This is a genomic window from Maritalea mobilis (genome assembly GCF_004363175.1).
Lineage (GTDB): Bacteria > Pseudomonadota > Alphaproteobacteria > Rhizobiales > Devosiaceae > Maritalea > Maritalea mobilis.
This window is the reverse complement of sequence record NZ_SNYR01000001.1, coordinates 73921-96565: the sequence shown is the minus strand read 5'-3', so window position 1 is coordinate 96565 and position 22645 is coordinate 73921. Positions and strand designations below refer to the sequence as shown.

Below are 22645 nucleotides of genomic sequence, written 5' to 3'. Positions count from 1 at the left end.
TGTTTTAAAATGAGTTTTTATTATTGTTTTTCAGTATTTTACCAATCTGACTTTTCAGATCGATTCATTCTCTACTCGCGCCAAATCACAACGTCGCGCGGCGCAATCTCCGCCCTTCCGAGCAATATCTCCGCCCCTTCTGGCATCTGCACCTCAGCAGATCGTTCGCCAAAGTTAAAAGCAAAATGCAATGGGCCTCTTTTAGTCACCCGCACATCGCGGTCTAATGAACTCATTGGGACACCTGCCCAACTCAACAATCTATCAACCAAATGCTCCAATGCCGCACCCGAAAAATTGGCGGTGCCGTACCAGCATTTCTCATTGCCCACCAATGCGGGCGATTGATCTCGATGGTTTGATTCAAAGCGCGCCAAAACGGGCTCATCACTTTCGATACATTCGCGCCAATTGCCAACAGCGAAACGCTGCTCATCCATTACGATAAGGTCCTGATTATATTCAGGCAAAGATTCAACACGCTTGACTTTCACATTGATAAGTTGGGCGAATTCGCCCGGCGGCAGATTGTCTGGAATGTGCATATTCTGCGTTTTGCTGCCCGTGCGTGCGCCGAGATAGATTTTGGCATTGCTCGCTTTTAGCTTTTGCACCAACTCAGCATTTTCCAAAATAATGTCGGGCAAAATCACCAGATCATATGCACTTAAATCATTATGCGGCCCGACGATATCAACATCTACGCCCTTAGCAGATAGCGCCTGATACCAATTCATCATATTGCGGGCGCTCGAATAATCCTTGCCCTGCGGCAAGCTCAGCGCCGCCCAACGTGATGCATAGTCAAGCATCAGCGCAACTTTAGCAGTTTTCCGGTCAGCAATCTCTTGCGGCAACTGAGCAATTTCTTTGGCCACTTGCGCCACCTCGAAATAGGCCTGATCCGGCTCATCATTTGGCAGCAATAGTCCCGCATGGAATTGTTCTTGCGCGAATTTCGACTGACGCCAACGGAAATAGACCACAACATCGATCCCGTGGGCGAATGCCAACCACGTCCACAGCCGCACCATGCCATCATGGGGCGATTGATTATGGGCCGCCCAGTTCACTGGCCCGGGTTGCTGCTCCATAATCCACGCACGCCCCTGCCCAGCTTGACGATAAAGATCATTGTTAAAGGCTGGTTGGTCGATAATCCCTGTGCGAAGCAAGCGCGCTTTCTCGGCATCATCCATTTTACCATGAATAAGCGCGCCCATTGGATAGCTGTCCCATGACGCAAAATCCAAATCCTGGCCCAGTTCATAATGATCAAAGTCGGTATTATGCCCCATAAAGTTATGGGTAACTGGCCGATCAGGCGCATGTTTCCGGACAATATCGACCTGTGCGCGGTTGAACTTAATCACTTCGTCGGAAGCAAATCGCTGATAATCGAGCAGGTGTGTCGGGCTTGGCTCTTCAACCAAGCTGTTCGGCAGTTCAATCTGATCAAAACGATTATATTTCATACTCCAAAAAACAGTGCCCCAGGCCTGATTCAACGCCTCAATGTCGTGATAGCGGCTGGTCAGCCAGCTCTGGAATGCCTTTTTCGCGCTTTCTGAATAGCTATGAATGGTGTCGTGGTCACCATATTCATTGTCAATTTGCCACGCATTTACAAAGGGATTGGCGCCATAACGCTTGGCATATTCGCCAGCGATACGGACGGCATGTTCGCGATAAATATCGCTTGAGAAACAGTAATGACGACGCGCGCCGAATTTGCGCACATGTCCTTCTGCGTCTACAGGCAAAATTTCGGGATGTTTGTCGATCAACCATTTTGGTGGTGCAGCCGATGGCGTACACATCACCACCTTCAGGCCCGCTTTGCCAAGAATATCAACGGCGCGGTCCAGCCACGTCCAGTTGAATTTACCCTCTTCCTCTTCGATAAGAGACCAGGCAAACTCGCCCACACGCACCCATGTCAGGCCAAGTTCAACCATGCGTTGGGCATCGCGTTCCCACATATGTTCCGGCCATTGTTCCGGATAATAACACACGCCCAACTCAAGCATAAACTCTCCTCACCATCCACCAACTGCACGAATTACGCGTCAGCCGGAATCAAACACTTCATTGGTTATGGCATATATTTTTCGAAATATAAACGTTTATATTTTGATTGTTATTTTTCAAAATCACAAGCGCTTATTCGGCGCCGCAGCAGTTGCGTGCCCTATACTGCGAGTAGAAGATTTGACAGAATTTATGATAAAATGATTCTGATTTACAGCATAACCTACTGATATATAATTAGTATTTCTCTTTGAAGATGCCAAAGATTAGACAGGTTCTAAACAGGAAAAAATTTTCTGAATTTTTGGGCATCTTGTGGACTACAGATTCATTTTTCACCGAAATCCACCATAACACCAACCGCTGGGATCATTCTCAACACATTGATATATAATCGTAATTTCATAATTCGGAGAGCAGCAAAACCTTTGCGAAGCCATCTAAAATTAAACTATACCAAATTACTCCAGTTAAACTTGCGTACGCCACTCTATTATGATTATTGAACTCCAGTTATTCGAAACTGTGAGGCCGATATGCCAATCGCTCCTGCAACGACCCAAGATAAGCTGGTTCACTTACTGAGTGCCATCAACCGCGATGAAAGTGCGTTCTCCCCTCGCCTTACTTTTGCGCCCAATGGTCGTGAGGGACAGAATATTGGCGCTTTAACGCCCGCGGATTTGCCACGTTTGTTTAAGCTGGCGACAGCACATTATCCGAGCGCCGACATTAAAATGGGCGCAGCCTTTTCTATGGGTCGCATGTCATGGGCGATCCTTCGCCCGATTGCAGGCTATGCCATGAACAATATGTGGCTGGATGAGACCGAACTCGCCGCATTCAGTCTGCATTTGCGTCAAGTGTCTTGGCACAAGAATGGGCAAAGCGGCACCATGGGTGCAGCCGATATCAGTCTAGACAGCGCGCAAACCGCTTGGCGCTTGGCGACATCTGATGAGGACGTCGTCGCCCGCTTCACGCAATTGCTTGAGCAATTGTTCACCCCGCTTGTTGAGGCACATCATGCAGCGTCCGGCCTCGCGAAGCCTGCGCTGTGGCGGCTTGTGGGCGACAGTTTGGCAACTGCCTTTCTGGTGCAGGGCGACAATTTCAACAGCATGATGCCTGCAATGCGGATTGCAGAGCAGATCTTAAAAACCAAAGGCAGCAAGCTTTTCGCCAAACAGAGCGGATTTATTCAAATCAAACTGCCCGAACGGCCTGAAATCTCAGAATGGTTTCGCAAGCGTGGCGGTTGCTGCCGCTATTACACTTCAGATGGCGGTGAATATTGCTCCACCTGCGTGCTGCGTGATGAAGACAGCATGATCACGCGGCTGCAAACACATTTGCGCGATAAATATGCAGAAGAACACGCCGCCTAATCCCACAGTTCAAAGGTCGCATAACCAGCGCTGCAGCGGCAGCCGAAAGGAAAATAATGAATAAGAATATTGCGATTTTGGGCGCTTTTTTGGCACTGGTTGTGCCCACTTTTGCGCAGACATATCCGCTCACAATCGACCATAAATTCGGCACAACGGTGCTTGAGGCGCAACCTGAGCAAATTGCAACCGTTGATTATGCGGGGCATGACAATATTTTGGCGCTTGGCGAGCAGCCGCTGACGACACGACTGTGGTTTGGCAATTATCCAAATGCAGTGTGGCCGTGGGCGCAAGACCTGCTTTCCGTCGAACCGGAGGTGTTGAGCGGCCAGTTGAATTTCGAGCAAATTGCCAAAACCAATCCAGATGTGATTATGGCTATTCGATCTGGCATCAGCGCAGAAGAATATAAAAAGCTAAGCGAAATTGCGCCTGTTGTCGCAGTACCGCCGGGCTATGGCGATTATGAATTGCAATGGCATGAGCAGGCACAATTAGCAGGCCGCGTGCTGGGCAAAGAAGATGAAGCGCTCGCCAAGATTGATGAGATACGCGCGAAAATTAAGTCTGTCTCAGCCTCACATCCTGAATGGGACGGTAAGACCTTCGCCATGGCCACCTATTGGAACGGCAGTGTTGGCGTGTATTCCGCCTATGATTCAAGCGTGAAATTTATCGAAGGCTTGGGCCTCACGGTTGCGCCTAGCGTGCAGAACATCTCCAAAAAGGGCGAGTTCTACATCACTATCTCTGAAGAAGAGCTGCCCATTCTCGATGCTGATGTGTTGTTTTGGTTCACCACGCCAGAGTCTGAAGAGCAGATCAAAAACTTGCCGCTGCGCCCCACGCTTAAAGCCGCGCAAGAGGGACGCGAAATTATGATGTCTACAAACTCCATCACCAATGGCGCCCTTTCGCATGGCTCTTTGATTAGCCTTGACGCTGCGATTGATGCGTTGGTGCCGCAGATTGAAGCGGCGATCGATGGCGACCCTGCGACAATTGTCGTAAGCAAATAGGAATTTCACAATGCAAAAAGCAATTCGATATCTTGGTGTCGCTGCCATGCTGGTTGTCTCCTGCACCACAGCGATGGCCCAAGAGTTCCCTCTCTCAATAGAGCACAAATTTGGCACCACTATCATTGAAGAAAAGCCCGAACGCGTGGCGTCCATCGATTATGCCGGGGCAGATGATTTGCTGGCGCTGGGTATCCAGCCCGTCACCATACGCTATTGGTATGGCGATTATGACAGTGTGGTTTGGCCATGGGCGGCCCCCTCGCTCACAACGGAGCCAACCATTTTACGGGGCGAGTTGGATTTTGAAGCCATTGCGGCGGCACGGCCTGACGTGATCATCGGCCTTTGGTCCGGCATTAGCGCTGAAGATTATGAGCGCCTCAGCCTTATTGCGCCTGTTGTGGCTGTGCCTGATGGCGTTGGCGACTATGCCTTGCCGTGGGACGAACGCGCGATGATCGCCGCGCGTGCGGCAGGAATGGAAGAACTTGGCCAAGAAAAGGTGCAAAAAATCCGCGACCAATTGGCGGACGTGAAAGCAAATCACCCTGAATGGCAAGGCAAAAATGTTGCTGTGGCGACGGCATGGGATGGCACGCCCGGCGTTTATGCCTCCAACGATATTCGCCCGCTTCTGCTGGCCAATATGGGGCTCGGCACTCCGCAAAAAATTGATGATGCGGTTGGCGATGCATTCTGGGCGGAATTGTCTCCCGAAGATTTAACGCCGCTGGATACTGACGTTTTGATCTGGCTTTCCTCAACTGGCGAGTTTGGCCCTATCGAAGAGTTGGCAGCACGGCCTTTCCTTAATGTGGTGAAAGACGGTCGGGAAGTGTTTTTGGGCAAAGAGGTCACAGGCGCATTCTCCCATGCCTCTTTGTTGAGCCTGCCCTACACCATTGATCGGCTGGAAGCAGCCATTGAGATGGCTCTTGATGGTGACCCAAACACACATGAAGACGACCGTCCGTAAGGCACGTTACGCGCAATTAGTGGGCCAATGGCCCACCCCTTTTGAATTGGAGTTTCACATGGCCCAAATGGCGAAAGATTTTTATCACAATGAAAAAGTGAAGGTCTTGCCGCTGGCGCAAAAACCAGCGACGCAAAAGCCAATCAGTTTGCGGGCGCAAAATATCAGCGCGGGCTATGGTGAAACACCAATTCTGAAGCATATCGATTTGGATGTCCCAGAGGGTGAAATCACCATCCTTGTGGGACCAAATGGGTGTGGCAAATCTACCTTACTGAAAACCATGGCCCGCATTCTGACGCCTAGCGAAGGGAGCGTCAGCCTTAACGGGCAAAATGTGCACCAATTGCCCACGCGCCAAGTTGCGCAGCAAATGGCATTACTCGCCCAGGGGCCGATTGCGCCGGAAGGCTTAAAGGTGCGTGAATTGGTGGCGCAAGGGCGTTTCCCCCACCAAACATTGCTGAAACAATGGACGAAGGATGATAGCGTCGCAGTTGATTGGGCAATGGAAGTGACCAACATTTCGCAGTTTGCTGAACGCCCCATCGACGCCCTGTCCGGCGGGCAGCGTCAACGTTGCTGGATCGCCATGGCCTTGGCGCAGGAAACGGATTTGGTGCTTCTGGACGAACCCACGACCTTTTTGGATTTGAAGGTCCAGGTCGATGTGATGAACTTGCTGACCAAGACTGCCAAAGAGGCAGGCAAAACCATGGTCATTGTATTGCATGAACTGAACATCGCAGCTGCTTACGCTGATAACTTGGTGATGATGCGCAGTGGTGAAATCATTGCGCAAGGCGATGTGAATGACATTTTCACACGCGAAAATTTACGCGCCGTTTTCGGCCTAGATGCACGCGTTATCTTTGACGCAGAAGCGGGCCGTCCGGTGTGCATGCCCAATCTGAATGGCTGATGGACGCCGCGAAATAATGACAATTCAAAAATTTGGCGAAGTTGGACGCCTCGGCTTGATGGCTGTGGTCATATCCCTGTTCTTTGCCTTACACATTTCAATCGGTGCCAAGGCTATCCCGCTATCTGATGTGTTCACGGCGCTGATCGCACGAGATGAAACTGTGTTTGATCACATCGTTGTATGGAATTTGCGTATGCCACGTGCGCTGATCGCCATGGTGGTGGGTGCCGCCTTGGCTGTCTCCGGGGCTTTGATGCAAGGCCTTACGCGCAACCCACTCGCCGACCCCGGCCTATTGGGGCTTTTGGCAGGCGCGTCATTCGCCGTTGTTGTCGGCTTCGGCATTTGGGGAAGCGCCATTGTACCTATCATGCCTTTGGTTGCTGCTGGGGGCGCCTTGGCGGCCTCTGCGCTGGTGTTTTGGATTGCGTCTTCCGCGCCCGGCGGCGCACGTCCCCTCACCTTGATTTTGGCAGGTGCCGCCATCACTGCGTTTCTTGGCGCCATCATTGCTGCGGTGCAGTTGCTTGACCAAGATAATTTTGACCAATTACGGGTTTGGTTGACAGGTACCATCAATGGCAACCGTATGTCTTACATGATGTGGTGTCTGCCCTGGCTGTTGGTTGGCTTTCTTGTTTCTTTCGCTGTTGCACGGCAGATCACATCTCTGGCGATGGGCGATGAGGTGGCAATCGGTTTGGGCGTGAACGTGGCTCAGGTGAAAATCTTAAGCTTAATTGCAGTTGTTGCTCTCACCGCATCAGCGGTCACTCTGTCCGGCCCTTTGGGTTTTATCGGGCTAGTCATTCCCCATGCTGTGCGCTTGTTTGTCGGCACCGACTATCGTTTCGTTGTGCCCTATTCCGCTCTGGTAGGCGCAGCCTATTTATTGTTCGTCGATATTGTCGCCCGCATTGCTTTGGCACCGATTGAAATTTCGACCGGGCTGGTCACGTCCCTTTTGGGCGCCCCCTTCTTCGTGTGGCTGGTGAGGGCAAAATTATGAAGCCGGATATTATTGTTCGCACACCAAGCCAAAAACTCGCATTGCGCCTGCCGGTCCGCGCTTTATGGGTGCTGCTCGGCATGATGATCGCGTTGCTGTTCATTATCGGCCTATCGCTGATGCTCGGCAGCTATCCGCTAAGTGCCAGTCAGGTTTTGGATATTCTGTGGCAACGCCCCGCCGACGAAACAGGCACCACTATTGTCTGGGAGTTTCGGTTCCCTCGAGTGCTGGTATCGATCATGGTCGGCGCACTATTGGGTCTTTCTGGCGCAACCTTGCAAAATATAACCCGCAACCCCTTGGCGGATCCATCTTTGGTCGGCGTCAGCCAAGGTGCTGGATTTGCCGTTGTTGCTCTCACCGTGTTGATGCCGGAGCTTGGCTATTATTATCGCCCGCTTTACGCCTTTGGCGGCGCGTTGGTTGTCGCGATTATCATCCAATGGATTTCTGCTGGTCGCACGGGCAGCTCCACCATGCGGTTTATTCTCACCGGCGTAGGCGTCGCGGCGTTCATTTCCGCTGGCACATCAGCCCTTTTGACCTATGGCGACATCAACCGCGCCACAGCCGCGTTGGGTTGGCTCGCCGGTTCGGTGCATGCTTCAAACTGGCAAGATGTTTGGCTCACTAGTGCCTGTCTGTTCGCCTTGCTGCCCATCTTGATGTGGGCAAGCCGCCCAATGGCTGCCATGCGCATGGGGCCGGATACCGCCACTGGTTTGGGCGTGAATGTTTCAATTGCGCGCTGGGGCTTGATCATGCTGTCCGTGGCGTTGGCGGCTTTCGCCGTAGCAGCCGTGGGACCTCTCGGCTTTGTCGGGCTGGTTGCACCGCATGTTACGCGCCGCCTCACCCATTCTGGTGTTGGTGTGCATCTTCTCATCACGGCAGCAATTGGCGGCCTTTTGGTCGCGGTTGCCGATTTGTTTGGACGCACCGCATTCGCTCCGGTGCAAATCCCTGCGGGCTTGGTCACGGCCATTATTGGCGTGCCGCTTTTCGTTTGGCTCATCATGCGCCAGCAGGCCCGCACCGAACTTTAAATTTTCAATTAGGTCGCACAACAATAGGGAAAAAAATCATGCGAACATTACTCTTACCGCTCACCATTTTGCTGAGCTTGGTGGTGCATACAGCTTCTGCCACGGAGACGAGAATTTTTACTGATGATGCAGGTCGGCAGGTCGAAGTGCCTGTACAGGCTGAGCGCGTTATCTCTCAAAATGACAACCGCCTCACCCTGCCTCTGTTGGAGCTAGGCGTGCCTATTGTGGGCAGCGCTGGTCGATTGGCTGGCAATGGTACCCCATTTTTGCGCACCGTCCCAGATTTGTTGGGCATCAGCTTGGCCAATTCGGATATTGAGTTTTTGGGCACTTACAATGATTTGGATTATGAAAAGATCGCCGGACTAAAGCCTGATCTGATCTTCACACAACGCGATGAATTTGTGGAGCCATTGTCCCGCATTGCGCCTACGCTTTACATTGATCCAAACAACTATCCTGTCAAAGACGGCATGAAAAAACTGGCCGACGCGGCTGGCCGTATGGACGAATATGAGCGGTTGTTGGAGAATTACGAGAATAAACTCACCACAGTTCAAAATCACTTTCCTAAGGAGCAGGACATCACAGTTAGCGTCAGCTTCTCCTTCCCAGCAGGTGAAACACTTTACGCCTACACCGATTTAGGCGCGCTCACCGTGGCGCTTGATGATTTGGGGCTAAATCTTCCACAGCCAATCCTTGACGAAGAAAAGCGCAGCTTTAGCGTTAGCCCTGAGCAAATCCAGCTGATCGATGGCGATTTCATCATTAATTTCTATGGCAACGAAGCGAGCGCTGGCCCGGAAGAAGTCCGAGCTGGTTTGGAGAAGTTCCTGCCAAACTGGTGCGCTCAGCTACACGCTTGCGAAAATGATCAGATGATCTTTTTCCCTTACGCCGCATTTGGCTATTCATTCTCCGCCCTGGAGCTGAATTTAGATTTGTTGACCACGCATATTGCTGGGCGCCAATTCACACCAATGCCGTAAAAAACTGGCGGCCCTAAGGGGCCGCCTTTTCCGTTGGCATATCAATCGCCAATTCTTGTCCAAGCTGAATCGTGTGCAGATGATTGGATCGCGGCTTCAATAAACTGCATTCCCAGCAGGCCATCTTCCAGCGTCGGTAACAGGCAATTTTCGCAACGTCCGTTTCGGATTAAATCTGCCGCATCTCGGTAAATGGTGGCGAAGCCTTCAAGGTAGCCTTCTGGATGTCCCGGTGGCACGCGTATTTGGCCTTGTGTTTGCGCAGATGTGCCATGCCCACCTCTGGTCAGCAATTGCTTTGGCGCATTGAGCGGTGCAAACCAAAGTTGGTTTGGGTTTTCCTGCGCCCAAGTCAGTCCTGCCTTTTCGCCATAGATTTGGATGCGGAGATTGTTTTCATTGCCCGGTGCCACCTGTGTGGCGAGCAGATAACCTTTTGCACCACTGGCATAGCGCAACATCATATGGGCATCATCATCCACCAAACGTCCCTTAACAAAGCTGGTTAGATCCGCCGCAAGGATTTCAGGCGTTTGCAACGTTATAAAGTTTGCCAATTGCATGGCATGGGTGCCGATGTCGGCAATTGCACCGCCTTTGCCTGCTTGTTTTGGGTCTGCCCGCCAACTGGCCTGCTTGTTCTCCGGATCGGTGATTGCCTCGCTTAGCCAATCTTGTGCATATTCCACATTGACCCGCCGCAATTTGCCCAGCGCGCCACTTTGCACCAAATGCCTTGCTTCCCGCACCATGGGATAGCCAGAGTAATTATGGGTCAGCACAAATTCTACTTTGCTGGCTTTGCCGATTTCGGCCAATTGCTTGGCCTCATCCAAATTGGCGGTGAGCGGCTTGTCGCAGACGACGTGGATGCCCTGTTCCAGAAAAGCTTTGGCGACCGGAAAGTGCATATGGTTGGGCGTGACAACCGACACCGCATCGATGCCGTCAGCTCGCGCGGCTTCAGCCTTGGCCATTTCTTTGAAGTCTGCATAGGCGCGATCTGGCGCGATGCCGAGCTGGGCAGCGGATTGTTGCGCGACCTCTGGCTTGGAAGACAATGCCCCTGCCACCAGCTCAAATTCGTCATCAATGCGGGCTGCAATGCGATGCACTGCACCAATAAAGGCGCCTTGGCCGCCGCCCACCATGCCAAGTTTCAATCTTTTGTGCATCGCGATGCTCCTAGTCTATGCCCATCATTTTTTTGAGCGCGGCGCGGTCAGTTTCACCACCCGCAAAGTCATCAAACGCTTGTTCAGTCAAGCGGATCATATGGTCGGCAATGAAAGGCGCACCTTCGCGCGCGCCATCTTCAGGGTGCTTCAAACAGCATTCCCATTCCAACACAGCCCAGCCCTCATAGCCATGGGTGGCCAAGCGTGAAAAGATGCCGCTGAAATCCACATGGCCGTCACCAAGCGAGCGGAAACGCCCTGCCCGGTTCAACCATGGCTGATAGCCGGAATAAACGCCTTGGCGACCCGATGGAGTGAATTCAGCATCCTTCACATGAAAGGCGGTGATCCGCTCGTGATAGATGTCAATGAAGTCGAGATAGTCGAGCTGTTGCAGCAAAAAGTGTGACGGGTCGTAATTGATGGTGCAGCGCTTATGGCCCTTCACCTTGTCCAAAAACATTTCAAAGGTAATGCCGTCGAACACATCTTCGCCGGGGTGTAGCTCAAAGCCAATGTCGACACCCTGCTCCTCATATTCATCAAATATGGGGTGCCAGCGTTTCGCCAGTTCGGTGAAGGCCTCATCAATCAGCCCATCTGGGCGCTGCGGCCAAGGATAGATGTAAGGAAATGCCAGCGAACCGGTAAAGGACACGGTGACATCTAACCCTAAATTGCGAGACGCCTTCGCGGCTTTCTTCACCCCATCAATGGCCCATTGTTGCCGCGCCTTTGGGTTGTTCTGCATCTCTTCTGGCACAAGACCATCAAACTGGAGATCATAGGCCGGGTGCACTGCAACCAGCTGCCCTAACATATGGGTTGAAAGCTCGGTAATCTCGACCCCATTATCCGCGCAAATGCCGTTAATTTCGTCGCAATAGGCTTGAGACGTCGCCGCTCTATCCAAATCAAAAACACGCTTGTCCCAAACGGGAATTTGCACGCCTTTATAGCCATAATTGGCAGCCCATTTGGTCATGCCTTCAAGGCTGTTAAAGGGGGCTTCGTCACCTAGAAATTGAGCCAGAAAGATGCCCGGCCCCTTCATATTCTTTGTCATTATTGTTCCCTTCAATCAGCCAAAAGCGATTTAGCCTGTTCGGGGTTAAACGCTGCTGGTCGCGTGCAACTTGTTGTCATGGCGACAAACTCGCCTGTTTCGCCAGATTTCAAGATCCCTAGCATCACATCGACCACATGCAATGCCAAGTCGATTGAGCACCGGAATGGTCGGTTGTGGATGATTGCGTCGGCCATATCTGCAAGTCCTACGGTGCGGTAGTTCGCGCCATCTTCTTCATTTGGCTTCGCAAATGCATGGTCCCACATGGGCACCTTGTTGATTTGACCGTCAGATTTGGCCAGTTCCACATCGCCGCCAAAGAAGTTCGGGTCCGGCACAAACAGGCTGCCTTCAGCCCCATAGATTTCCATTTCTGCGTGGCGGTGCGCCCACACGTCCCACGAATTGGACATGGTGATGGTGGCACCATTCTCAAATTCAAGTAGCGCATGGATATTGGTTGGCGTGTCCACTGGAATTTTCTCGCCATCGCGTGGCCCATTGCCGATGGTGCGGGTATCCGACCCCTTAGTAGCCAATGCCGCAACGCGTTTCACTGGCCCAATCATATTCACCAAATTGGTGATGTAATATGGTGCGAGGTCCAAAACGGGGCCACCACCCGGCTGGAAAAAGAAATCCGGATTGGGGTGCCAATCCTCCATGCCGTGGCTCATCACATGGCAAGACCCAGCAATCACCTTGCCAATTTCACCTTTATCAATCAGATGTCGCGCCAATTGATGGGCCCCGCCCATAAAAGTATCTGGCGCGCTGCCAACATAGAGGTTTCGCGCTTTGGCGATTGCCGCAAGTTCTTTGCCCTCTTCCACGCTCAACACAAATGGTTTTTCGGAATAGGCGTGTTTGCCTGCCTCCAAAATGCTTTTACTCACCTCAAAGTGCGCCGCGGGCACTGTTAGGTTGACGATAATATCGATATCGTCTGCGGCGAGAAGCTCATCAATTGATAGGTCACGCAAACCAAATTCGGCCGCACGCGCGGCGCTTGCCTCACGGTTCAAATCGGCACATGCGCGCACTTCAATGGAGTTGAACATGGGCGCAAGGCGCATATAGGCTGCAGAGATATTGCCGCATCCGATGATGCCGACACCAAGTTTATTGGCCATATTGCCCCCTAAAATTTCTGAATATTGTTGAATGAGTTTTGTGCAAAGGCAAATGCATCTGCCGGATTATCGTGCTCGACGCAGAAAATTTTGACATTGGTTTTGCTGCGTACCGCATCCAAAATCTCCTGCCAGTTCAACACACCGTCACCCACATCGCACCAGCCATCTTGGTCAAGATTTTCACCCTCGGGCGCCCGGTCTTTCACGTGGATGGCGGTCATGCGGTCTTTATATTTTTCAATCCAGTCTAGTGGGTTGTGTCCGCCCACATGCACCCAAGCAATATCTGCCTCCCACTCTAAAGTGGGCGCACTTTGCAAGATGATGTCCATCGGCAATTGCCCATCATCCAGCGCCTTGAACTCAAAATCGTGATTGTGCCAGCCAAAAGCAATGTGGTTGGAGGCCAGTTTGTCGCCGATTGAGGCCAACCGTTGGGCAAATGTTTCCCAACCCGCGGCGCTATTCGGGCGCTCTGCTTCATCCAGATACGGGCAAAAGACAGATTTGATGCCAAGTTGTTTGATGATGGCGAGACTATTGTCGAAATCATCTTCCAGTTGGTCTAGGCCAAAATGCGCGGAATCCATGCGCAGACCCGTGGCTTTTAGCAGTTCCGCCAATTGATCCGGCTGGTCAAACATCCCGCCAAAACCCTCAACCTGGGCATAGCCATAATCCGCCAAAGCTGCAAAAACCTTGCTCCAAGGTTGAAAATTGCGGGCGCTATATAATTGAAAACTCAAATCCATTTTATTCGTCCTAAACGCGTTCTTCGGTTGTTTTATCAAAAATTGAGGCAAAGCGCGGGTCCATGCCCACGACAAGCCGATCACCTGCGGCCACTTTTTGCTGTCCGTCTGTGCGAATGCGGAAATCATGCCCTTCGATCTTGGTCCAGATCAACGTATCAGATCCCATTGGCTCTACAATGTCTGCCACAGCTTCCACATGCACAGGCATGCTCAGCGCTGCTTCGCCCAGCACAACATGTTCCGGTCGATATCCCAGCCAATGCTCGCCTTTGGCCGTACCATCAGCGAAATCATAGTTTTTGAGGTCTATCGTCAGTTTACCGACATTGAATTTGCCATCCGCATCAATTTGCCCCTCAAAGAAATTCATGGCGGGCGACCCGATAAAATCGGCGACATATTTGTTGGCTGGGCGATTATAGATCTCGTCCGGGCTGGCCAACTGCTGCACTAGCCCTCCGCGCATGATGGCAATGCGATCAGCCAACGTCATCGCCTCCACCTGATCATGGGTCACATAGATCATGGTGTTGCCAAGCTTCTGGTGAAGTCGTTTGATTTCCACCCGTAGTTCAGCCCTCAGCTTGGCATCCAGGTTTGAGAGCGGCTCATCAAATAGAAATACATCCACATCGCGGACCAAGGCACGGCCAATGGCGACCCGCTGTCGTTGCCCGCCGGAAAGCGCGCCGGGCTTGCGATCTAGCAAGGGTTCAATCTGTAAAATTTCAGCAGCACGTGCCACACGCGCTTCAATCTCCTGCTTCGGCATACGGGCATTTTTCAATCCAAAGCTGAGATTACCCTTCACCGTCATTTGCGGATAAAGTGCATAGGATTGAAACACCATGCCGATGCCACGCTCGCTTGGTTCGGCCCAAGTTACGTTTTTGCCATTGATGAATATCTGCCCGTCACTCACATCTAACAAGCCAGCGATGCAATTGAGCAAAGTGGATTTGCCGCAGCCTGAAGCGCCAAGCAGCACCAGAAACTCTCCTTCTTCGATGGAGAGGTTCAACTGTTTCAGCACGTTTACGCTGCCGAAATTAAGATCAAGATTTTGAATAGAAACACTGGTCATGATCAACCTTTCACCGCGCCAGCAGCGATGCCGCGCACGAATAGTTTGCCTGATGCGAAATAGATAATGAGCGGCACAATGCCCGTGAGCATGGTCGCGGCCATATTGACGTTATATTCCTTCACGCCCTGCACCGAATTGACGATATTGTTGAGTTGCACTGTCATCGGGTAATTGTCTGGCTTGGTGTAGATCACGCCAAACAGAAAGTCGTTCCAAATCCCAGTGACCTGCAAAATCAGCGCCACTACAAAGATGGGCAAAGACATAGGCAGCATGATCCGGAAATAGATGCCCCAGAACCCTGCCCCATCCACGCGCGCTGCTTTAAACAGCTCTTCGGGGAGTGAAGTGAAATAATTGCGGAACAGCAAGGTGAGGATTGGCATGCCGAAAATCACGTGCACCATAACAAGGCCACCCAATTTGCCGAACAGGTTCAGTTCCCGCAAAATGATCACGATTGGATAGATGATCACCTGATAAGGCACAAAAGCACCAAAAATCAGGATAGTGAAAAACACCTCCGAGCCTTTGAACTTCCAATTGGCCAAAGCGTAGCCATTGATCGAAGCGATCAGGATCGAAAGTGCTGCCGATGGGATGAGAATTTTTACTGAATTCCAAAAGCCTTGGCTCAGCCCATTACAGTTTAGGCCTGTGCAAGCTTCAGCCCACGCCTTTACCCAAGGTTCAAACGTCACCTCAACTGGTGGCGCGAATATGTTGCCTAGGCGGATTTCGGGCATGCCTTTCAGGCTGGTGACCACCATCACATAAAGTGGCAATGCGTAGTAGATCGCGACGATGAACAAGGTGCCGTAAATCATGATGTTGCGCGGCGATAGCATGGGGCGTGGTTTCGGCCCGCGTGGCTCTACGCCTGATGCGCTTATTGTTTTTGCGTTATTTGCCATTTTTGCGGCCCCCAAATTCTAGATATGCCCAGGGGATCAGCACCACCAGCACGCTAAGCAGCATCATGGTGGAAGCAGCAAAGCCCTGCCCCAAATTCTGGCTTCTAAACATGGCGTCATAAACATATTTAGCTGGCACTTCAGAAGCGATGCCCGGCCCGCCATTGGTTTGCGCCACAACAAGGTCATAAACTTTGATGATGCCGGCCGAGATCAACACGAGCGCGGTCACGAAGGTTGGGCGCATCATCGGGATGACGATGAAAAGATAGGTTTTCCATTTCGGAATGCCGTCGATGCGCGCCGCTTTCCAAATTTCACCATCAATGCCCCTCAAGCCGGAAAGCATGATCACCATGATGAACCCTGTCCCCTGCCAAAGCCCAGCAATCAAAACGCCGAAGATCACAATGTCTGGCGTATAAAGCGGATCGAACACAAAGCTTTCGAAACCGAGCGAGCGCACAATGTGCTGTATGCCAAATTCAGGGTTGAGTATCCACTGCCAAACAAGGCCAGTCACAATGAAGCTCAAGGCAAATGGATAGAGGATGATTGTGCGAAATGTGTTTTCGAACCGGATTTTTTGATCAAGCAAAGCTGCGAGTAAAAAGCCGATGGTGAGCGAGAACACAAGTGAGCCAATACCATAATAAGCCAAATTCTCAATGGAGATCAGCCAGCGGCGCGTGCTCCAAAGCCGTTCATATTGATCGAAGCCTACAAATTCGAGTTTCGGCAGCAATCTGGATTTTGTGAATGAATGTACAATCGTCCAGACTGTGCAGCCCACAAAAATCACCAATGCCGTGGCGATCATGGGCAGCGCTGCGATTTTCGCATTCAAATTGCGCAAAATGCGCACGGGTTGTTTTGCGCCCGCCATGTGAAATGCCTCTCAAGTCTTGCGAAAGGGTTCGCACGTTTAATCGACGCGCGAACCTTGAGCACAGAGCTGGCTCTTATGCCTATTAGGCGAAGAACCAGCCCCGGTCGCGGGAGCAATTAGTCAGCGTTGGCGATAATGTCGGCGTAGCGTTCCTGCGCCATTTCTGCCGTCATGCTGGTGTCACTCCAGAACTCGACCAGCAAATCTTCGATTTGCGACGAGGTATCCGCAGTCAACAGCTGGTCACCACTTGGCATAATGTTGCCTTTGGCCAAGATATCGAGGCCTTTACGCATGCAGTCGTTTGCTGCTTGCAGGTCAACGTCGCCCCGCACAGGCAGAGAGCCTTTTTTCAAGTTGAACGCCACCTGCACTTCTTTAGAGAGCATCAGGCTCGCCAATTCTTTTTGTGCAGCGGTGGTTTCGGGGTCATCCGTTTTCGGGAAGTAGAATGCGTCACCACCGGTTGAGATGATTTCGTTCACGCCCAGACCTGGCAAACAGGTGTAGTCTTCGCCTGCAGTTTGGCCTGCTACTTGGAACTCACCTTGCGCCCAGTCACCCATGATTTGTCCACCGGCTTGTCCAGTGATCACCATGTTGGTGGCCAAGTTCCAATCTTGAACATTCGAGCCAGACGACAATGAACGTGCCTCAGCAAAGGCTTGGAACACTTCCAACATTTCAGGGCTCGCTGCTGCCGCCGCGTCTTTGTCCACATTGATTTTGCGCCACAGATCAAGCCCACCAATGGCCACATTGATCACGCCAAATGCGCCTGAGGTTTGCCACCCTTGCTGGCCCATCGCCAATGGCACTTTGTCTGCGGCTTCCAATGCTGGCGCTGCTGCAACGAATTCGCTCCAGTTTGTTGGCACATCAACGCCCGCATCGGCATATGCCTGATGGCTCAACCACAGCCATTGCCAAGAGTGAATGTTCACCGGCACGCAATAAACACGCCCATCAACGGTGCAGCTATCAAGCAATGATACTGGGTGCACCACATCACGCCAGCCTTCAGCTTCAGCCACATCGGTCAAATCCAGCATCAATCCGGCTTCGATCAGCTCTTCCGCCTGACGACCGTGGTTCAACTGGGTTGCCGCCATTGGGTCCCCGCCCAAAATACGGCTGATGATGATTGGCCGCGCTGTGCCACCAGAGCCTGCAATGGCACCATCCACCCAATTATGGTCTGTTTTCTCGTTAAAGGCTTTGGCGAATTCAGCCACAGCTGCTGCTTCACCGCCCGATGTCCACCAGTGTGTAACTTCCAGATCAGCGGCCAGCGCTGCGCTGCCTAAGCTCATCGCGCCCATTGCTGAGGTTGCGATTAGAATTTTCTTCAATTGGTCCATTTGTTCCTCCCTAAAATCGACCGTTCGCACCCGCTTTTCTGGCCTCCTACCAGCAAAGTTTGTGCAATCGATTACATTAAACTGCAATCGTTTTCTGTAATCGATTACAAACGATCAATCAAAGATTTGATTTTGTCAAGAATTTGTTTATGACTGGAAGAAGGTGAGGAAAAGGACCGCAACTTATGGACGGGAAAAGCCCCAAAATTCAAGATGTTGCAACCGTTGCTGGCGTATCCACAGCCACGGTAAGCCGCGCCCTTTCCAACCCGGATTTGGTCTCCGAGAAAACCCGCGAACTGGTTTTGGACGCGGTTAAGCGCACTGGATATCGCGTGAATCGCGCTGCGAAAAACCTTCGTAAGCGGCAGTCGGATGCGATCCTTGCCCTGCTCCCTGATTTGGGCAACCCCTTCTTTTCGCAAATTCTATCTGGCATTGAGAGTGTTTTCACCACCTCAGATTTGAGCTTGCTGGTGTCAGACACCAAGGGCATACGTGAAGACAATCTCTTGGATTACTTCATGGATATGCGCGCGGATGGCATGATCATTCTCGATGGCGCTATTCCGCGTGATGTTCTTACACAGATGCAAAATTCCGCTTTTGGCAATCGCATTATCTTTGCGTGCGAATGGAAACCTGAGTTTGAATTCCCCTCTGTCCGCAGTGACAATTTTGGTGGCGCTGTTCAGGCAGTTGAGCATTTGCACAGTTTAGGCCACCGTAAAATCGGCCATATATCAGGCCCGCGCAACAATGTGCTGACAAAAGAGCGTTTGCGCGGCGTTGAAAGCGCGATGGAACAGCTAGACCTGACCATCAACCGCGATTTCTTTATTGATGGCGGCGCATTCTCTCTTGATGCGGGCGCACAGGCCGCCCGGTCCTTTATGGAGATGACAGAACGCCCGACGGCAATTACCTGCGGCTCCGACCTGATTGCCATGGGCTTTATTTCCGAAATATCGCGTCGTGGCCTGAAAGTGCCGGATGATATTTCTGTGATCGGCTTTGATGATATTGAAATTGCGGGCAGTTTTATTCCGTCGCTCACCACAATCCGGCAGAACCGCACACAAATCGGCGTTTTGGCCGCCTCTTATCTTCTGGACCAACTCGCTAATCGCTTACCGCCGCAAACTACGCCTGTGCAGCAAGTAGATGTGAAACTCATCCCCCGGCAAAGCACCGCACCGCTTTAGGCAAGACCATAAATTTGCTTCGCATTGGATTGATAAAGCTTTTTGCGATTATCGCTACATTCCGCAGCGAATATCTCATGTGTCAAATCAATCCAATGCGATAAGCCTTGTCCCAAATTTACTACTGGCCAATCGCCCCCCCACACACAGCGGTCCCAACCAAACAATTGGATACAGGCTTCAATATAAGGCGTAATTTTTTTCTTCATATCCACATTTGACGGGCAACTTGAAGTTATGCCAGAAATTTTGATTGCGACATGCTCCATCTGCGCGAGTTCAAACATGTGCTGATACCAATCATCCCATTGCTCAGCTTCCAAAACTGGGTTACCGCAATGATCAAGGATCAATTGAGTATTATCGCAAGCCTTCGCAAACTCGATTGCGAAGCTCAATTGGCTTTGTAAGAAGCACATATCAAAGCTTTTATTCGCCTCTCCTAGTTTGCGTATATTTTGCCGAAACCTTTCACTTTGAGACATCTCATTGTCGACTACATGCAATATGCGACGATAACCAACAATGTCAGTATTGGCGAGTGATTGCTGGAACCATGTATCAAAACCATCCAGCTCCGGATAGGCCGCCGCAACAATTCCCAAAATTCCACTTCCTGATTTCGCGCTAAGCTGCGATATAAACGCCACTTCATCTTGGTAGAGCTCCACGTCCACCGCGGCCTCCATAAAAACTGTACCCATAATCGCCTCGCCAACAAGCGCTTGATAGTCTTCTATTTGAAACGCTTTCCCCGCCAAGACAGGAACATCATCGGTCCAGCTATAATGCAAATCATTAGGATAAATGAGATGTTGATGTGTATCGATCAGCTTCATCGTTGGCGCACCTTTGCAACATTTTGATCCAGCCCGCACAAACTAGGCAGGTATTTTTAAATGTCAAATATGTTTTTACATGCAAAATTTACGCAAATAGATTTCGTTCTTTGCCTACAATCTCAATCAAAAAGTCATTCACCGCAGCAATGCGGGCCAAATTGCGCTGGCTTTCATGCACCGCCAGCCAATAGGATCGACTGATCTTCAAATCGGGTAACACAGGCTCTAGGCCACTTTCTGGCAAAACAAGATAATCGTGTAAAATGGCAATGCCCGCGCCACCTTTTGCTGCTTCAACCTGCCCCGTCGCACTCGACACGGCGACGCTAGATCGCCACCCGCGATAAAATTCCTGCACATAGTCCAGTGATGGTGCATAAATGAGGTCATCTACAAAGCCGATCAATTTGTGATCAGCCAGATCATTGCGCGAATGCGGGCGACCTGCTTGGTCCAAATAGCTCTTGGCAGCATAAAGCCCCAAACTATAGTCAACTAACTTGCGGACCACCAGTCGGCCCTTATCTGGCCGGCCCACCATCACCGCGATATCTGCTTCGCGCTGGGAAAGTGAAAAACTGCGCGGCACGGGCACCAGTTCAATTTTTAAATTGGGGTGCTTTGCATCCAGCGCCCCAAGTCGTGACGCAAAAAAGCCAATGCCGAAGCCATCTGGGGCACCGATCCGAACGGTGCCACTCACATCAGAATCTTGATGCGAAACACTTTCGAGCCCGTCCATAATGTTACTTTCGGCCTGTTCCAATGCCGTCAACATTTTACGCCCCGCTTCGGTTAGCTCACAGCCGTTGGTGCGGCGCACCAGCAATTTGCTGCCGACATCAGCTTCCAATGCCGAAATCCGGCGACTTAACGTGGCCTGGTTGATGCCCAGCGTGCGGGATGCGGCCAAAAATTGACCATGGCGCCCCACCGCGAGGAACATTCGCGCGTCGTCCCAATTCATATCTTATTTCGTTTTTTGCAATTCAGTTACGCAATTATGCGCGTTTAGTTCCATTTTTGCAATGTATATGGTGATCCAAAGGCAAAGGAGCGATTATCATGGCGTCTATTGGACATTTCATTTCTAATCAGCAAGTGGCGGGCACATCGAGCCTGGCAAAGGATGTGTTCAACCCATCAACTGGCGAAATCAGCGCGCAAGTCGCGCTGGCCGGCACGCAGGAAGTTGATCAAGCGGTTGCAGCAGCCAAAGCTGCATGGCCCGCATGGTCTAAAACGCCTGCCCTGCGTCGAGTACGTATTCTAGACAAGTTCAAAACCATTCTATGGGATCGGCTGGATGAACTCGCTCGTGTTGTGTCGCTTGAACATGGCAAGACGTTTGACGATGCGCAGGGCGAGGTTACCCGTGGGCTTGAAGTGGTAGAATTTGCAACTGGAATGCCCCATCTTTTGAAAGGTGAGTTTTCTGAAAATGTTGGTACAGGCGTAGACAGCCATATGGTGCGCCAGGCATTGGGCGTGGTGGCAGGCATCACCCCGTTTAACTTCCCCGCCATGGTGCCAATGTGGATGTTCCCCGTCGCGCTGGCCACAGGCAATTGCTTCATCCTAAAGCCGAGTGAGCGCGATCCATCAGCACCTATGTTGATTGCTGAGTTGCTAAAAGAGGCAGGATTGCCTGATGGTGTGTTCAATGTGGTCAATGGCGATAAAGTGGCTGTAGATGCCTTGCTTGAGCATCCAGATGTGAAAGCCATTAGCTTTGTTGGCTCTACCCCCATCGCGCAATATATCCACCAAAAAGGCACGGCCAATGGCAAGCGGGTGCAAGCCCTCGGCGGCGCAAAGAACCATATGGTGATCATGCCGGATGCTGATTTGGACATGGCAGCCAATGCCTTGATGGGCGCAGCCTATGGTTCGGCAGGCGAACGGTGCATGGCCATCTCTGTGGCCGTACCCGTTACTGACTCGGTTGCAGATGCGTTGGTGGAAAAACTAGTTCCAAAAATTGAAGCCTTGAAAGTTGGCCCTTCGCTTGAACAAGGCATGGAAATGGGTCCACTTGTCACTGGCGAACATTTGGCCAAAGTCACCTCTTATATCGATAAGGGCGTTGAAGAAGGCGCAAAGCTGGTTGTGGATGGGCGCACATTCAAAAAGCCGCAAGGCCATGAAGATGGTTTCTTTATTGGCGGCTCGCTGTTTGACCATGCAGAACCGGACATGACCATTTCCAAAGAGGAGATTTTTGGTCCGGTGCTCACCATGATCCGCCGCAATTCCTATCAAGATGCTGTTGAGCTGATCCATGGTCATCAATATGCCAATGGCGTTTCCATCTTCACCCGCGATGGCGATGTGGCGCGCTCCTTTAGCGAGGAAATTGAAGTAGGCATGGTTGGCGTCAATGTGCCGATCCCTGTGCCGATGGCGTTTTACAGCTTTGGTGGCTGGAAAGCCTCCCTATTCGGCGACCATCACATGCATGGCATGGAAGGCGTGCGGTTCTATACCCGCATGAAAACCACCACCAGTCGCTGGCCAACTGGTATGCGTGCTGATGCGCAATTCTCCATGCCAACATTGGGCTAATTTCCCTTCTCCTCCTCTCGGCGTCCAAATTGATTTTGGGCGCCGTTTTTTTGGCTTCAATTTGCACTTAGACGCGCACTTTCCGCTGCGACATTCTGTCAAAAAATCTCCAAGCTTTACATTCAAAAATATTTATACGAACATGTAGCGACGAGCATTCGCTCGGCGTTCCCGCGCGTATATCTCATTGAAGTTTATCGATTAATCTGCAGATCAAGTGCGCGTACCCTCATTATTCACAATCAT

20 protein-coding genes are annotated in these 22645 nt (G+C 51.4%); 9 read left to right on the top strand and 11 right to left on the bottom strand.

Annotation, left to right across the window (positions count from 1 at the left end):
• Nucleotides 1–71: 71 nt before the first annotated feature.
• On the bottom strand, nucleotides 72–2030 hold the full coding sequence (locus tag ATL17_RS00435) for a beta-galactosidase (protein WP_133570818.1): 1959 nt from the start codon (nucleotides 2028–2030) through the stop codon (nucleotides 72–74).
• A gap of 537 nt (nucleotides 2031–2567) precedes the next feature.
• Between ATL17_RS00435 and ATL17_RS00430 the strand changes: the two genes are divergently transcribed.
• The 7 genes from ATL17_RS00430 to ATL17_RS00400 are packed head-to-tail and all read left to right on the top strand — an operon-like array spanning nucleotide 2568 to nucleotide 9398.
• The gene (locus tag ATL17_RS00430) at nucleotides 2568–3419 is read left to right on the top strand and encodes a (2Fe-2S)-binding protein (protein ID WP_133570817.1); all 852 of its coding nucleotides are present in this window, start codon (nucleotides 2568–2570) and stop codon (nucleotides 3417–3419) included.
• A gap of 56 nt (nucleotides 3420–3475) precedes the next feature.
• Nucleotides 3476–4441: an ABC transporter substrate-binding protein gene (locus tag ATL17_RS00425; protein WP_133570816.1), complete on the top strand. Its 966-nt coding sequence runs from the start codon at nucleotides 3476–3478 to the stop codon at nucleotides 4439–4441.
• Between the two features lie 10 nt (nucleotides 4442–4451).
• Entirely contained in the window at nucleotides 4452–5420 is a 969-nt protein-coding gene (locus ATL17_RS00420) for an ABC transporter substrate-binding protein (protein WP_208111093.1), read from the top strand.
• Nucleotides 5421–5478: 58 nt separating this feature from the next.
• Nucleotides 5479–6342 (top strand): ABC transporter ATP-binding protein, encoded by an 864-nt coding sequence (locus tag ATL17_RS00415; RefSeq protein WP_246028601.1) that lies wholly within the window; start codon nucleotides 5479–5481, stop codon nucleotides 6340–6342.
• Nucleotides 6343–6358: 16 nt separating this feature from the next.
• Nucleotides 6359–7354, top strand: a complete 996-nt coding sequence (locus ATL17_RS00410) for a FecCD family ABC transporter permease (protein WP_133570815.1) — start codon at nucleotides 6359–6361, stop codon at nucleotides 7352–7354.
• The gene (locus ATL17_RS00405; protein ID WP_133570814.1) at nucleotides 7351–8403 is read left to right on the top strand and encodes a FecCD family ABC transporter permease; all 1053 of its coding nucleotides are present in this window, start codon (nucleotides 7351–7353) and stop codon (nucleotides 8401–8403) included. Before ATL17_RS00410 ends, ATL17_RS00405 begins: the two co-directional genes overlap by 4 nt.
• Nucleotides 8404–8441: 38 nt before the next feature.
• Nucleotides 8442–9398 carry an ABC transporter substrate-binding protein gene (locus ATL17_RS00400; RefSeq protein ID WP_133570813.1) on the top strand — a complete coding sequence of 319 codons (957 nt, stop codon included), beginning with the start codon at nucleotides 8442–8444 and terminating at the stop codon, nucleotides 9396–9398.
• Nucleotides 9399–9439: 41 nt separating this feature from the next.
• On the opposite strand, the gene ATL17_RS00395 is transcribed toward ATL17_RS00400, so the two are convergent.
• The 8 genes from ATL17_RS00395 to ATL17_RS00360 all read right to left on the bottom strand — a co-directional run bounded on the left by ATL17_RS00395 (nucleotide 9440) and on the right by ATL17_RS00360 (nucleotide 17787).
• Nucleotides 9440–10573, bottom strand: coding sequence for a Gfo/Idh/MocA family protein (locus ATL17_RS00395; RefSeq protein ID WP_133570812.1), 1134 nt, complete (start codon nucleotides 10571–10573; stop codon nucleotides 9440–9442).
• 10 nt (nucleotides 10574–10583) lie between these two features.
• Nucleotides 10584–11642, bottom strand: coding sequence for a sugar phosphate isomerase/epimerase family protein (locus tag ATL17_RS00390; RefSeq protein WP_133570811.1), 1059 nt, complete (start codon nucleotides 11640–11642; stop codon nucleotides 10584–10586).
• An 11-nt stretch (nucleotides 11643–11653) separates the two neighbouring features.
• The gene (locus ATL17_RS00385) at nucleotides 11654–12778 is read right to left on the bottom strand and encodes a Gfo/Idh/MocA family protein (protein ID WP_133570810.1); all 1125 of its coding nucleotides are present in this window, start codon (nucleotides 12776–12778) and stop codon (nucleotides 11654–11656) included.
• Nucleotides 12779–12786: 8 nt separating this feature from the next.
• Nucleotides 12787–13533: a sugar phosphate isomerase/epimerase family protein gene (locus ATL17_RS00380; protein WP_133570809.1), complete on the bottom strand. Its 747-nt coding sequence runs from the start codon at nucleotides 13531–13533 to the stop codon at nucleotides 12787–12789.
• 10 nt (nucleotides 13534–13543) lie between these two features.
• Nucleotides 13544–14620 carry an ABC transporter ATP-binding protein gene (locus ATL17_RS00375; protein ID WP_133570808.1) on the bottom strand — a complete coding sequence of 359 codons (1077 nt, stop codon included), beginning with the start codon at nucleotides 14618–14620 and terminating at the stop codon, nucleotides 13544–13546.
• 2 nt (nucleotides 14621–14622) lie between these two features.
• Entirely contained in the window at nucleotides 14623–15537 is a 915-nt protein-coding gene (locus tag ATL17_RS00370; RefSeq protein ID WP_133570807.1) for a carbohydrate ABC transporter permease, read from the bottom strand.
• A complete protein-coding gene (locus ATL17_RS00365) occupies nucleotides 15527–16423 on the bottom strand; it encodes a carbohydrate ABC transporter permease (protein WP_133570806.1) in 897 nt (298 codons plus the stop codon). Before ATL17_RS00365 ends, ATL17_RS00370 begins: the two co-directional genes overlap by 11 nt.
• A 119-nt stretch (nucleotides 16424–16542) precedes the next feature.
• A complete protein-coding gene (locus ATL17_RS00360; protein WP_133570805.1) occupies nucleotides 16543–17787 on the bottom strand; it encodes an ABC transporter substrate-binding protein in 1245 nt (414 codons plus the stop codon).
• A gap of 185 nt (nucleotides 17788–17972) precedes the next feature.
• Between ATL17_RS00360 and ATL17_RS00355 the strand changes: the two genes are divergently transcribed.
• The gene (locus tag ATL17_RS00355) at nucleotides 17973–18992 is read left to right on the top strand and encodes a LacI family DNA-binding transcriptional regulator (protein ID WP_133570804.1); all 1020 of its coding nucleotides are present in this window, start codon (nucleotides 17973–17975) and stop codon (nucleotides 18990–18992) included.
• Here ATL17_RS00355 and ATL17_RS00350 read toward each other — a convergent pair.
• Both ATL17_RS00350 and ATL17_RS00345 read right to left on the bottom strand, forming a co-directional pair.
• A complete protein-coding gene (locus tag ATL17_RS00350; RefSeq protein ID WP_133570803.1) occupies nucleotides 18989–19831 on the bottom strand; it encodes an amidohydrolase family protein in 843 nt (280 codons plus the stop codon). The two genes, ATL17_RS00355 and ATL17_RS00350, sit on opposite strands and share 4 nt — an antisense overlap.
• 88 nt (nucleotides 19832–19919) lie before the next feature.
• Entirely contained in the window at nucleotides 19920–20801 is an 882-nt protein-coding gene (locus ATL17_RS00345) for a LysR family transcriptional regulator (protein WP_133570802.1), read from the bottom strand.
• Nucleotides 20802–20899: 98 nt separating this feature from the next.
• On the opposite strand from ATL17_RS00345, the gene ATL17_RS00340 reads away from it, so the two are divergent.
• Entirely contained in the window at nucleotides 20900–22399 is a 1500-nt protein-coding gene (locus ATL17_RS00340; protein ID WP_133570801.1) for a CoA-acylating methylmalonate-semialdehyde dehydrogenase, read from the top strand.
• The last annotated feature ends 246 nt before the right edge of the window (nucleotides 22400–22645 follow it).